Genomic DNA, 13,017 nt, shown 5'->3' with positions numbered 1-13,017 from the left:
AGGAATCCCGAGCCCCCGTTCGGTCGAGCGGTCTACGCCTCTGCCGCGCGTCGGAATCCCGGCAGCAGCGGCACAGCCGCAGCCCCGAGCACGAACAGCGTCGAGGCGGCGAACGGACCGGCTCCGGCGACCGGCGAGAGGGTCCCGACGAGTTGCCCCGCGAAGCCGCCGACGGCCGTTCCGACGGCTCCGCCGACGGTGCCCGCGGTGTTCAGCCAGCCGAAGGCCTCCGCCGACTCCCCCTCCCCCTGTGACGACGATGCCAGCGCCGACGAGACGAGCGCGTAGAGCCCAGCCAGCGACGGGGCGAAGCCCAGCCCGGCGACGAACATCAGCGCGAGGAAGGGCGGAAGCGCTGTCGTCAGCGCCGCCGCGGCCGTGGCGGCGGCCATCCCGAGCAGGATGAGGGCGAGGAGGCCCCGACGCAGCCTCCGGTGGCCGATCGCGATCCCTCCCACCAGCGACCCGAGGCTCGCAACCGCGATCGCGATCCCCGCGAGCGGTCCCGACTCGTCGAACCGCGAGACCAGCGCCAGCTCCAGGGCCCCGAACGAGGCCACCAGTCCGAAGCTCGCCGCGAGCGCCAAGCGCATCGCCGGCCGCAGCAGCACGCGCCCGAAGGGTGAGCGGTTGCGCTCGAGGCGCACCTCACCCACGTGGCGGCTCAGGAGGAACCAGGCTGTTCCCACCAGCGACACGGCGGCGGCGACGAGCAGCGGGAAGGCCGTCGACACCGTCGCCGCGAGGGTCGTCGCGACGACCGGGCCGAGGATCCAGATCAGCTCCTGCGCCGAGGTGTCGAGCGCGAACAGCGCGCCGACGCTCTCCTGCGGCGCCAGCCGCGGGTAGAGCGCGCGCACCACCGGCATCAGCGGCGGCACCGAGAGCCCGATGGCGAGCCCGAGCGCGAGGAGGCCCGGGGTCCCCGGTCGTGTCACGGTCAGCACCAGCAGCGCCACCGCGTTCGCCGCGGTGAGCGCGGCGATCGTCCTCCGGATGCCGAGGCGGCCGGCCAGCCTGCTGGTGACCGGCATCGCGACGGCCTGCCCGACGCTGAGGCACGCGACCGCCAGCCCGGAGACGGCGTACGAGCCGGTCAGTTCCCGCACGTGCAGCAGCACGGCGAGCGACAGCATCCCGAGGGGGAACCGCGCCAGCAGCTGGGACGCGGTGATCCGCACCACGCCCGGCAGCCGGACGAGGTCGAGGTAGACCCGCATCAGCAGGTCATTTGCCGACCCCGCCGGCGAGCCCGCGAACGAAGTAGCGCTGGCAGACGAAGAACAGGATCACCATCGGGGCAGCGGCCATCACCATGCCCGCGAAGACGACCGGGTACTGCGTGCCGTTCTTCGACATCAGATCGGCCAGCCCGACCGGGAGGGTCTGCACGCCGGTCCCGGAGGTGAACACCATCGCGAACAGGTACTCGTTCCAGTTCTGCAGGACGTTCAGCACGATCGTCGTGATGATGATCGGCATGCTCATCGGCAGGATGATCCGCCAGAAGGTGGCGGCACGGGAGGCGCCGTCGATCGAGGCCGCCTCGTCCACCTCCCGGGGCAGATCGAGCATGTACGCCCGCATGAGGAACACGGTGAACGGGATGCGGAACGCCGTGTAGAGGATCAGCAGGCCGAGGAACGAGTCGTAGAGCCCCATGCCCTGGAACATCTTCACCAGCGGGATGAGCGCGACCGTCGGCGCCAGCATCAGGCCGGCGAGCACGATGACGGTGAAGGTGCGGTTGAGCGGGATGCTCACCCGGGTCAGCCCGTACGCCGCCCACGCGCTGATCAGCTCTGTGATCAGGGTCGCCAGGACGGTCAGCGAGACGCTCGTGAGCACGAAGTCGCCGACGCCCTGCCGCCATGCCGTGGCGAAGTTCTGCCACAGCGGGCTCGCGGGCAGCGCGAACGGGTCGGTGAAGAGCTCCGCGTTCGTCTTGAGCGCGTTCATGATCATCCAGACGAGCGGGTACAGGACCACGATCGCGAGGACGATCAGCAGCGCCCACATGGCCGCCGAACGGACACCGCGTCCGAGCCGGGCGAGGATCACCATTCCACTCTCCGCTTCCTCGAGTAGGCGAGCTGCGCGACCGCGAGCAGCAGCGTGATGACGAAGATCGCCACGCCGATGGCCGCCGCCGAGCCGAAGTCGTTGGTCACGAAGCCGGCGTGATAGAGCCAGGTCCCCAGCACCTGGCTGGAGTTGTTGGGTCCGCCCGAGGTCATCACCATGACCTCGTTGAAGACCTGGAACGCTCCCGAGATCGTGACGATCATCATGAGCCCGGTCATCTCCCGCACGAGCGGCACGGAGACGGTGAAGAAGCGGCGCACCGGCCCGACCCCGTCGAGCTGGGCCGCCTCGTACAGCTCCTGCGGGATGCGCTGCAGCGCGACCGAGAACAGCAGCACGCTGTAGCCGAAGCCCTGCCACTGGCTCATCGCGATGATCGCGAAGATCGCCGTGCTCTCGTGCCCGAGCCAGGCCTGGGAGAACTGCCCCAGCCCGATGCCGTCGAGGAAGACGTTCAGGAGGCCCGTCTGCGGCTGGTACACGAAGTAGAAGAGGAGGCCCGCGACGGTGAGCGAAATGGCGGACGGGATGAAGTAGATCGCGCGGAACGCCTTGCGCCAGCGGTCGCTGCGCACGCTCTCCACGATCGCGGCGAGGACCAGCGCGCCGAGCACCTGGAACACGATCGAGAGCACCGCGTACCAGGCGTTGTTGCCGAGGGCCCTCCAGAAGACCGGGTCCTCCGCGAGCGCCGAGTAGTTGTCGACGCTGACGAAGGTCTGCTCGCCGCTGTAGATGTTCCACTTCAGGAAGCTGAACACGATGTTCTGGATCAGCGGCCAGTAGACGAACACGGCCAGCACGGCGAGCGCCGGAAGCAGCCAGACCAGCCCGCGCCAAGCGGCGCCGCGGCGCCGTGCCGCCCCGGGCGCCCCGGTGCCCGGCGCGCCCGCCGCGGGCGCCGTGCGGCCCCGCTCGAGGCGGGTCCGCACGGGCGCCTGGGGCGCCTGGGTGGTGGTCATTTCGCCTTCTCGGAGGCCTGACGCACCGACGCCAGGGCGTCCTCGGGGCTGAGGCTGCCGGAGACGAGGCCCTCCGAGGCGGCGACCCAGGCGTCGGCCACCGACGGCACGTTCGCCATGTCGAGCCAGACGACGGTCGAAGGCGCGTCGTTGACGAGTTTGGTGCCCTCCACGACGGCGGGGGTCGCGATGTCCTCGGTGACGACGTCCTTGACGGCACTCGGCTGGCCGTACGGCGGAGCCGAGAGCGTCGTGGCGTTCTTCTCGTTCGTGACGAACTTCAGGAAGTCCAGGGCCAGGGCGGCGTTCTTGCTGCGCTGATTGATCATGTAGCCCTCGGGGGCGGCCTCGAGCGTCTTCGCGTCGCCCGCGGCGGCCTCGGGAGCCGGCAGCGGGAAGATGCCGAAGCCGTCCTTGTGGAGCTGGCTGTCGTCCGTGTTGACCGAGTCGAACTCGATCAGCTCCTGGTAGTACATGGCCGCCTTGCCGGTCGCCTGCTGCTGCTGCGCGGTGGTGTAGGTGACGCCGTTCGAGTTGGAGCCGTCGCCCGTGCACGCGGTGACGAGCTGCTGGAACTGCTTCATGCCCTCCACGTAGCCCTGGTCGGTGTACTTCGCCGTCTTGGGGAGCAGGTCGTCGTCGAGGGCGTCGCGCGGGACGTCGTACGCGAACAGCTGGCCGAGGTAGTGCAGGCCGGGCCAGCCGTCCTTGTTGCCGAACGCGATCGGCACGTAGCCGGCCGCCTTGATCGTGGAGCAGTCCGAGATCAGCTGCTCGAGCGTCTTCGGGACGTCGAGGCCGAGGTCGGAGAAGATCTTCGTGTTGTAGCCCATGAACTTGGCGTCGTTGTAGAGCGGGACTCCGTAGTACTTGCCGCCGTACTTGAACGCGTCGACCGAGCCCGTGCCGAACGTGTCGCCCCAGGCGGTGCCGGGCGCGATCACCGAGCTGAGGTCGGCGGCGAGGCCGTTCTCGGCGAAGTTCTCGCCCCAGTTGCCCGCATAGCTGAAGTAGATGTCGGGCAGCGACTGCGAGCCGATCAGGACCTTCTCCTTGTCCTTGATGGCGTTGTCGTCGGTCTCCTGCGCCAGCGTGATCTTCACGTCGGGGTGCTGCTTCTTGTAGTCGGCGACCAGATCCTCGAAGTAGGAGCTCATCGGGTCGCCGGCACCGGCGGTGAGGATGCTCAGGCTGCCGGAGAAGTCGGGCTTCGCGGCGATGTCGGCACTGCTGCCTCCACCGGAGGAGCACGCGGTCAGCGCCAGGGCGAGGACGCCCGCCGCGGCTGTGGCGATGGTTCTGGTCTTCTTCACGCTCTTCTCCCGTCATCCGGGTCGGGCGGAGATCGTTCACCGCTGACCCGTCCTTGGATCGCTTCTCCGGCTGTCTCGGGCGCCGGTTGCGACGACTATACGGGAAATTGGTACCGGTATCAACATCGGTATCAGGACATCGCCGTCCGACGTTCAGACGGCGAAGCCGGACGGGTCAGCGCGCGGCCGGGGCGACCGAGTCGCGCGCGATGAACGACGCCTCGAGCACGTGCGTCGCGACCGGCGCGTCGCTGCCGGCGACCCGGGCGAGCAGGCACTCCGCCGTCAGCACGCCGAGCCGGTGCATCGGCTGCGCCACCACCGACATCGGCGGCGTCATCACGCTCGCCCACGAGCTGTCGTCGAACCCGATCAGCGAGATGTCCTCGGGGCAGAGCAGCCCGCGCTGCCGCATGGCGCGCAAGGCTCCGGTGAGGGCGTCGGTCTCGGTCGCGAAGATCGCGGTCGGGGCGTCCGAGAGGGCGAGCATCCCGAGCACCGCCCTGGTGGCCTGCTGCTCGTTCTTGAGCACATGGGTGACGAGGGAGGTGTCGAACGGGATACCGGCGCGCTCCAGCGCGTCGAGGTAGCCGAGCAGACGCTCGCCGTCGCTCCACAGGGCATGGTCGAGGATGCGCCGGAGGTCGTCGGCGTCGGCCGCCGGCTCGTTCGTCACCGGGCCCCAGACGAAACCGATGCGCCGGTGACCCTGCGCGATGAGCGCCTCCACCGCCTCCCGCGACGCCTCGCGGTTGTTGATGACGACCGCGTCGGCCGCGACGGTGTCGACGAGCCGGTCGAGCAGCACCAGCGGGATGCCCCGCTTGGCGACGACGTCGAGGTGCGGCAGCGTCTCGCGCCGGCCGGCCGCGGGCGCGAGCGCGATGCCGTCGACCTGCTTGTCGACGAGCACCTCGATCGCCGCGGCCTCCTGCTCGACGCTCTCGTCCGTGCTGAGCACGATCACGTCGTATCCGGCCTCGCGCGCCGCGTCGCTGATCCCGCGCAGCACGCCCGCGAAGAAGGGGTTGCCGACATCGGCGAGCACGACGCCGAGCGTCCGCGTCTCGCCCGTCGTCATGCTGCGGGCGATCGAGTTGGGGCGGTAGCCGAGCTCCTTGGCCGCGGCGAGGATCCTGTCCCTGGTCTTCGGGCTCACGGAGCCGTAGCCGCCCAGGGTGCGCGCCACGGTAGCGCGGCCGACGCCGGCCGCCTCCGCCACCTCGGAGATCGTCGGCGACGGCGTCCGTTCGCGTTCCGTGGACATCGCCACCCCTTCCTCCGCGCGGGGCGACGCCCGGATCACCCGGCGTCGCCGGCCGCAACTCCTCCGATCGGACTCCCGACCTCCACTGCGCCCTCGATGGGACGCCCGTGGCCGAAGGCTCCATCGACCGTGCACTGGAGGGCCGCGAACTGCGCCGCCTGCCGCATCGACCGGTGGAGCGCGACGCCCCCGGGCCGGGCGTTCCTGCGCCAGCCGGAACGGAGCAATTCAACCACGAACGCCGCGAGATAGGCGTCGCCGCAGCCCATCGTGTCGAGGAACGGCCCAGGCACCGGCGCGGCCTCGGAGTAGTAGTACGCCTCGCCGTCGAACAGCATCGCGCCCGCCTGTCCGCGGGTTCCCAGCACCAGCCGCGGACCGTGCCCTGCCACGCGGCGCAGCTCCGCCCAGACCTCGCTGCGGCTGAGGTCGCCGCACGACACGAGGGCCAGGTCGATCCAGGGTCCGACCGCGTCGAGGTACTCGGAGGTGCGGAACTCGGGCTCCGACGAGAAGTCGTAGGAGCGCAGGGCCCGCGTGGGCGCGAGCTTCGGCAGCTCCTCCACCGAGGCCGAATAGGCGCTGGAGTGGATGAGCGAGAAGCCGGCCGCGTAGCGCAGCTCCTCCTCGCCCAGCCGCATCGGGTCGCTGAGCGTGACGCCGCCCTGGTTCCAGCCCAGGAAGCGCCGCTCGCCGTCGACGGTCTCGATCTCGGTCACGCCGTTCGGCCCGGGGCGCACCGCGGAGAGCGAGGTGTCGACCCCGCACTCCTCGATGGCGCCCCGGACGAACGCGCCGCGCTCATCGTCGCCGAAGACCCCCAGGTAGCCGGCCTCGGCGCCGAGCCGCCGGGCGAAGACCGCGACGTTCACCGCGTTCCCGCCCGGATACTCCACCCCGCGGTCGACGAACCGGTCGACGATGTTGTCCCCGAAGCCGAGGACGCGCACGTTGCTCATCGCGCCTCGATCAGTACGCGACGACGCGGTAGTAGCGGCGCAGGTCGAGCGAGTGGTCGCGCACCCGGGCGAGGTGCTTGCTGAACCGGTCGACGACGGCGTCGGCGATCATCGGGGCGAGCAGGCTGCGGAACTCGTCGCTCACGCCCGGCAGCGCGTAGTCCTTGGTGTCGATCACCGTGACGTCGTCGCTGTATTCCGTCGCGAAGCCGAGCACGCGGTCCATGAGCGGCCGGGTCTCGTCCTCGCCCATGAAGAGCAGGAGGCTGGTGTCCTTCTCGATGAGCTCGAGCGAGCCGTGGAAGAACTCCGCCGCGTGGACGCGCGTCGTGCGCAGCCACTGCATCTCCTCGAGGATGCACATCGAATACAGGTACGTGAAGCCCCACAGGTTCCCCGACCCCACGAGGAAGTGGTAGTCGGTCTCGGCGTGCTTCTCGGCGAAGGCCTCCCCCGCCGCATCGGCCTGCTTGGTGACGGCGACCAGCGCCTCCGGGACGTACTGCAGGTCCTGGACCAACCGATCATAGCCCTCGAACTCGCCCCGCGCGGCGAGGAACGCGGCCCCGAACAGCAGGAACTGCACGTCGAACGGCCACGCCTTGGGCGCCGACAGCAGCACCTCGTCGACCGCGGTGGCGATCGGGCTCTCCGGGTAACCGGTGAAGCCGATGGTCAGCGCGCCCTTCTCGCGTGCGAACTCGACGCATTCGAGGATGTCCTCCGTGGTTCCCGAGACGGAGGCGAAGATCGCGACCGAGTCGGGGCCGAACTGCGGGTCCGGCGCGAGGATGAACTCCTTGCCGATCACGGCGCGCACCGGGAACGCCGAGCGGGTCTGGAAGAACCGCTCGTACGGCAGCGCGGCGGCGTACGTGCCGCCCGCGCCGATGAAGTAGATGTTCTTCCAGCTGCCGCCCTGGATGCGCTCCACCAGCTGCTCGATCTGCGGCCGGAGCGCCACGGTGCTCCGCGCCTGCTCCAGGAATTCCTCTTCGTTGAAGCCCAGCATGTGTCTCCCTCCACCGGCTCACCCATTGATACCGGTATCAATGCGTTCCAATCGTGGCAGATGTCCGGCCGAAGGGCAAGCGCAGAGGGCTCGCGGGCCACGGCGTCACCGCCAGCGCAGCAGCTTCCCGGGGTCCGCGACCACCCACAGGTCCGTCACCGCGCCGACCCGTCCGCGCAGCACGACGACGGCGACCGGGTCTCCGCACCGTGTTACGAGGAGACCCGGGCCGCCATTCACCGAGCGCACCTCCAGGGTCAGGTCGCCGGGCGGTCCGAGCACCTGGTGGAGGAGGCCGATGACCGCGATGACGCCGAGGGCCGGCGGCGGAGCCGTCGCCTGCTCGCCGGCGTCGACGGCGATCCGCACCCACGGCCCGAGGATGCGCGCGAGCGCGGCGAGATCCTCCATCGCGTAGGCGTCGCGGAACCCGGCGACGAGGCGCGCCAGCGCGAGCTCATCGTGCCACCGCCGCCTCCTGCGCCGGCATCCGCTCCCGCGTGCTGTCATCCATCCGCCCATCGTCGACGTCGTCGTCACCGCCCGGCAGCGCGCCGGTCGCCTCCGCGCCCGGGCCGGGCAGCGGCGTCAGGCGGTCCTCGAAGAAGAACCGCGACGCCCGTGCTCGGAGGCGGTCGGCGAGCCGCAGCCGGCCGTCCGGCCGGGGGCGAGCCTCGAAGGGGTGCGCCTCCACGGGTCCGGCGAGTCGATAACGCTCGTGCGCCTCCACCGCGCCGTGCACCTCGACGTACTCGCCGCCCGGCAGCCGCACGATGCGGCCGGTCTCGTAGCCGTGCAGCAGGATGTCGCGGTCCTTGCGCTCCAGCGCGAGGCAGACGCGCCGCGTCACCACGAAGGCGACGATCGGTCCGAGCAGCACGGCCGCCTGGTAGGCGTGCACCACAGCCTCCACCGAGAGGTGGAAGTGCGTGGCCACCAGGTCGGCGCTGCCGGCGCCCCACAGCGCGCCGTAGAAGACGATGCCGGCGACCCCGAGACCGGTGCGGGTGGGCGCGTTGCGCGGCCGGTCAAGGAGGTGGTGCTCGGCGGTGTCGCCGCTCAGCCACTCCTCGATGAACGGGTAGACGGCGACGGCGGCGAGGAACAGCCCGACGACGATCAGCGGCACGAGGATCGCCAGGGTCCAGGTGCGGCCGAGCCACTCCACCTCCCAGCCCGGGGGCACCAGCCGCAGGGCGCCGTCGAGGAAGCCGGTGTACCAGTCGGGCTGGCTGCCCGCGGACGCGTCGCCGGGCGAGGAGGGGCCGTACAGCCAGATCGGGCTGATCGTCACGGTGGCGGAGACGAGCACGATGACGCCGGCGACGATCGTCAGGAGGCCTCCCGCCCGGAGCGCGACGTGCGGCCACACCGGCAGGCCGACCGAGGGCTCCTCGCCCGCGGAGCGCAGCGGGCGCTCCCGGTACGCGAGGCGTGCCCGGGCCGCGTAGAGCACCAGGAGCAGCACCGGCACGACCGCGATGTGGATCGGGTACAGGTGCTCGATGATGCGGCCGGGGAACTCACCGCCGAACAGCAGCCACGACAGCCAGGTGCCGACCACGGGGATGCCGAGCACGATGCCCTCGACGATGCGGAGACCCGTGCCCGACAGCATGTCGTCGGGCAGCGCGTACCCGCTCCAGCCACCGACCAGGGCGACGATCAGGAGGCCGAACAGCAGCACCCAGGAGAGCCGGCGGGGACGGCGGAACGCGCCCGTGAAGAACGACACCGCGAGCTGCAGCATCAGCGCCGCCGGCAGCAGCAGGGCGGCCCAGTGATGCGCCTGCCGCAGCAGCAGGCCGCCCGGCAGCTCGAACGAGATGGCGAGCGTCGACTGCAGCGCCTTCGACATCTCCACCCCGGCGAGCGGCGCGTACGGGCCGTCGTAGACCACCCGGTCGCTGGTCGGCGCGTAGACGAACATGAGCACGAAGCCCGTGACGAACAGCACGGCGACGCACGCGGCCGCGACCACGCCGAACAGGTTCGACCAGCGCAGCGTCACCCGGCGGGCGGCGAGCGAGGCGCGCAGGCCGCCCGCCCGCCGACCCGCGGAGGTCGTGCTCGCGAGGCCGGCGAGGCGGTCGGTGAGGGATGGGCGGCGGCGCCGTTGCACGGGCATCAGAGGCTCCCGGCCCCGGCGGCGGCGGTCGCGGCGGCGGGCTCAGGTGCGGGCCGGGGCGGCACGGTGGTGGCTGCTTCCGCCTCCACCCGGCCGCCTCGCAGGAAGGCCTGCCGCGGGTGCTGCACCGACAGCAGCGACACGATGTCGCGCCCGAACAGCAGCGCGGTGGCCCAGACGAGCGCCACCCGCACCTTGCGCTCCCAGGTCGGGATCGCGAGCACGTGGTAGCCGCGATGCATCACCCAGGCCGGGAATCCCTTGATCACGATGCCGCGCCACTCGAAGATGCCCTTGCCGAGCCCCAGCGTCGCCACGACGCCGAGACTGTGGTGCACGTAGTCGCGGACGCGGCCGCCGCGGATCGACGCCGCGATGTTCTTCGCGAGGAGGCGGCCCTGCCGCACGGCGTGCTGGGCGTTCGGGACGGTGATCGCGCCCTCCACCGCGGAGGCGAGATCGGGGACCGCCGCGTCGTCGCCCGCCGCCCACGCGTCGGGGACGATCGCGTCGGCCGTGCCGACCCGCAGATCCGCTCGCACGATCACCGAGCCGCGTGCCGTGACGGGCAGGTCGGTGTTGTTCGCGACGACGGGGTTCGCGCCGTTGCCGGCGGTCCACACGATGGTGTGCGCGTCGAACTCCTCGCCGGTCGAGAGCACGATGTGGCCGTCCTCCGCCGACAGCAGCTGGGCGCCGAGGTGGATGCGCGCCCCGCGCTCGACCAGGTGCCGCACGACCCACTCGCCCGGCTTGTCGGTGACCTCGGGCAGGATGCGGTCGCGGGCCTCCACGAGGTGGAAGGAGAGGTCGTCGAACCGCAGCTCGGGATACGAGCGCAGCAGCGCCGTCGCGAGCGAGAGCAGCTCGGCGAACCCCTCGACGCCCGAGAAGCCGCCGCCGACGAAGGCGACCGTGAGCAGCCGCGACCGCTCGGGCCCTGCCGGGAGCAGGGACGCCCGGTCGAAGGCGTCGAGCAGCCGGTCGCGGATGGCGATCGCCTCCTCCACGTGCTTCATGCCGATGGCCTGTTCGGTGACGCCCGGGATCGGGAAGGTGCGGGTGACAGCGCCCGCCGTCACCACGACGATGTCGTAGCCGAGCTCGAACGGCTCGCCGTCCGGCGGCTGGACCGTCGCGGCATGCCGCGCATGCTCGATGCGCGTCACGGTGCCGTGCACCAGTCGCGTGCGGCGGAGGTGGCTGCGCAGCGAGACGGCCGCGTGCCGTGCCTCGATCGAGCCGGCGGCGACCTCCGGCAGGAAGGGCTGATAGGTCATGTAGGGCCGCGGGTCGACGACCGTGATCTCGGCCTCTCCCGGCTTCAGCCGCTTCTCCAGGCCCCAGGCCGTGTAGAACCCGGCGTAGCCGCCGCCCACCACGAGGATGCGACGCATGTCGATGAACCTCCCCATCCGGTCAGGAATGTCTTCACCTGTTAAGACCGGACAGGGCCGCCGTTTGTGACGGCCGGCGCAGGATTCACACGGGCAGGGGCAGCCGCTCCAGCTTCTGCGGGTTGAGCACCCACTGCAGGCGGCGGATGCCGTCGGCGGTGACGTCGAGCGTGATGAACGCGACGATCGCGCCGTCGCGCACGAGCACGGCCGCCGGAGCGCCGTTCGCCTCCACGATCCGCACCTCGCCGACCCAGAAGCGGTCCGCGAAGGCGTGCACGTACTTGGCGACGACCTCGCGGGTGCGCACCGGGATGCGGGAGGCGCGGGCCAGGCCGCCGCCGTCCGAGTAGCTCACGATGTCGGCCGTGAACAGGCTCTCGAGCGCGGCCATGTCGCCGGACTGCGCCGCCTCGAGGAACGCGCCGAGCATCCTCCGCTGCTCCTCGTGGGTCACCTCGCGCACGTGCCGCTCCTCGGTGAGGTGCTTGCGGGCCCGGCTGACGAGCTGCCGGGCCGACGCCTCCGACGCCTGGATGATGTCCGCGATCTGCGCGTACGGGTAGTCGAACGCCTCCCGCAACACGTACGCCGCGCGCTCGGTCGGCGGCAGCTTCTCGAGGAGGACGAGCACGGCGAACTCCAGCGCCTCCCCCCGCTCGGCCCCGAGCGACGGGTCGGCGCTGGTGTCCACCGGCTCGGGCAGCCACGGCCCGATGTAGGTCTCGCGGCGGGCGCGGGCGGACTGCGCCTGGTTGATCGCCAGCCGGGTGATGGTCGTGGCGAGGAACGCCGCCGGCTCGCGCACGCTCGCCCGGTCGTACGCCTGCCAGCGCAGCCAGGTCTCCTGCACGAGGTCCTCGGCGTCGGCCACCGTGCCGAGCATCCGGTAGGCGATTCCGAACAGGCGCGGCCGCACGGCGGCGAACGTCTCCGCCGCCGTGTCGAGGTCCCGCTCCGCCTGGCTCCCGATGGACATGATCGAATGCTAGTGCCCGGCCTCCAGCCACTGCGAGAACGACGTCGCCCCGAAGCGCTGATCCGTCACCCGTGGGTCGTTGCCCGGCACCAGCGAGGTGTCGTCCACCGTCCCGCCGAAGTACCCCGCCGCGGGGTCGGTCCGCACCGTGCGCGCGTCGCCGCGCGCAGCCAGCACCTGGCGCGCGAGGTCGTCGAGCCGCAGCGGCTCCGGGCCGGCGAGCTCGATCACGTCGTTCGCCGGCGACACGACGGCCACCTCGGCGAGCGCCGCCGAGACGTCGGTCGCTGCGATCGGCTGCATCAGCACGTCCGACAGGGTCGCGGTGTCGCCCTGCGTGGCCCCGTCGGCGAGCGCCGGGATGAACTCGAAGAACTGCGCCGCCCGCACGATCGTGAAGGGGATGCCGCTCTCGCCCACGATCCGCTCCTGCGCGACCTTCGCCCGCATGTAGCCGATGTCGGGCATGCGGTCGGCACCGACGATGGAGAGGACGACATGGTGCCCGACGCCCGCCGCCTTCTCGGCCTCCACCAGGTTGCCGGTCGAGCGCTCGAAGAACTCGAGCACCGGGCCGTCTTCGAACGAGGGAGCGTTGGGGACGTCGACCACGACGTCCGCGCCGGCGAGCGCCTCCGCGAGGCCCTGCCCGGTGACCGCGTCGACACCGGTCGACGGCGACGCCGCCACCGCCTCGTGCCCGCGCTCGCGCAGCAGCTCGACCACCCCGCGGCCGATCAGGCCGGTCCCTCCGATGACGACGATCTTCATGCTCTTCTCCGTTTCTTCGCGCGCGCGTTCGCGCCGCGTCACCAACTACGACCGCGCAGGGGGCGGGAATGTGACACGCACCTCCTGTCACAACCGTGGGCGGAGTCCGGTCAGAGCTGTTGCGAGGCCGTTCCGGGCGCGCAT

General features: G+C 71.3%; 12 protein-coding genes. All 12 read right to left on the bottom strand.

Translation table 11 applies throughout. From position 1 onward, the window contains the following. Nucleotides 1-32 precede the first annotated feature (32 nt). Nucleotides 33-1,220, bottom strand: a complete 1,188-nt coding sequence (locus P5G50_RS06300) for an MFS transporter (protein ID WP_301210510.1) — start codon at nucleotides 1,218-1,220, stop codon at nucleotides 33-35. A 7-nt stretch (nucleotides 1,221-1,227) separates the two neighbouring features. After that, entirely contained in the window at nucleotides 1,228-2,064 is an 837-nt protein-coding gene (locus P5G50_RS06295; protein WP_301210509.1) for a carbohydrate ABC transporter permease, read from the bottom strand. After that, a complete protein-coding gene (locus P5G50_RS06290; protein ID WP_301210508.1) occupies nucleotides 2,058-3,047 on the bottom strand; it encodes a carbohydrate ABC transporter permease in 990 nt (329 codons plus the stop codon). Before P5G50_RS06290 ends, P5G50_RS06295 begins: the two co-directional genes overlap by 7 nt. Beyond that, a complete protein-coding gene (locus P5G50_RS06285; RefSeq protein WP_301210507.1) occupies nucleotides 3,044-4,360 on the bottom strand; it encodes an ABC transporter substrate-binding protein in 1,317 nt (438 codons plus the stop codon). Before P5G50_RS06285 ends, P5G50_RS06290 begins: the two co-directional genes overlap by 4 nt. Nucleotides 4,361-4,535: 175 nt before the next feature. After that, nucleotides 4,536-5,627, bottom strand: coding sequence for a LacI family DNA-binding transcriptional regulator (locus tag P5G50_RS06280; protein WP_301210506.1), 1,092 nt, complete (start codon nucleotides 5,625-5,627; stop codon nucleotides 4,536-4,538). A gap of 35 nt (nucleotides 5,628-5,662) precedes the next feature. Continuing rightward, nucleotides 5,663-6,586 carry a PfkB family carbohydrate kinase gene (locus P5G50_RS06275; protein ID WP_301210505.1) on the bottom strand — a complete coding sequence of 308 codons (924 nt, stop codon included), beginning with the start codon at nucleotides 6,584-6,586 and terminating at the stop codon, nucleotides 5,663-5,665. Between the two features lie 10 nt (nucleotides 6,587-6,596). Further along, on the bottom strand, nucleotides 6,597-7,598 hold the full coding sequence (locus P5G50_RS06270; RefSeq protein WP_301210503.1) for an SIS domain-containing protein: 1,002 nt from the start codon (nucleotides 7,596-7,598) through the stop codon (nucleotides 6,597-6,599). A 105-nt stretch (nucleotides 7,599-7,703) separates the two neighbouring features. Next, nucleotides 7,704-8,108: a sigma-70 family RNA polymerase sigma factor family protein gene (locus tag P5G50_RS06265; protein WP_301210501.1), complete on the bottom strand. Its 405-nt coding sequence runs from the start codon at nucleotides 8,106-8,108 to the stop codon at nucleotides 7,704-7,706. Further along, nucleotides 8,056-9,726 (bottom strand): cytochrome bc1 complex cytochrome b subunit, encoded by a 1,671-nt coding sequence (qcrB, locus tag P5G50_RS06260; protein WP_301210500.1) that lies wholly within the window; start codon nucleotides 9,724-9,726, stop codon nucleotides 8,056-8,058. Before qcrB ends, P5G50_RS06265 begins: the two co-directional genes overlap by 53 nt. Further along, on the bottom strand, nucleotides 9,726-11,123 hold the full coding sequence (locus P5G50_RS06255) for an NAD(P)/FAD-dependent oxidoreductase (RefSeq protein WP_301210499.1): 1,398 nt from the start codon (nucleotides 11,121-11,123) through the stop codon (nucleotides 9,726-9,728). Before P5G50_RS06255 ends, qcrB begins: the two co-directional genes overlap by 1 nt. A gap of 85 nt (nucleotides 11,124-11,208) precedes the next feature. After that, complete coding sequence (locus P5G50_RS06250) at nucleotides 11,209-12,102, bottom strand: RNA polymerase sigma-70 factor (RefSeq protein ID WP_301210498.1); 894 nt, start codon at nucleotides 12,100-12,102, stop codon at nucleotides 11,209-11,211. Between the two features lie 9 nt (nucleotides 12,103-12,111). Further along, nucleotides 12,112-12,873, bottom strand: coding sequence for an SDR family oxidoreductase (locus tag P5G50_RS06245; protein ID WP_301210497.1), 762 nt, complete (start codon nucleotides 12,871-12,873; stop codon nucleotides 12,112-12,114). Nucleotides 12,874-13,017 lie beyond the last annotated feature (144 nt).

The organism is Leifsonia williamsii (assembly GCF_030433685.1).
In the GTDB taxonomy this organism is placed as follows: Bacteria; Actinomycetota; Actinomycetes; order Actinomycetales; family Microbacteriaceae; genus Leifsonia; species Leifsonia williamsii.
Note: the sequence above shows the minus strand (reverse complement) of the source record. Positions and strands in the feature narration are given on the sequence as shown.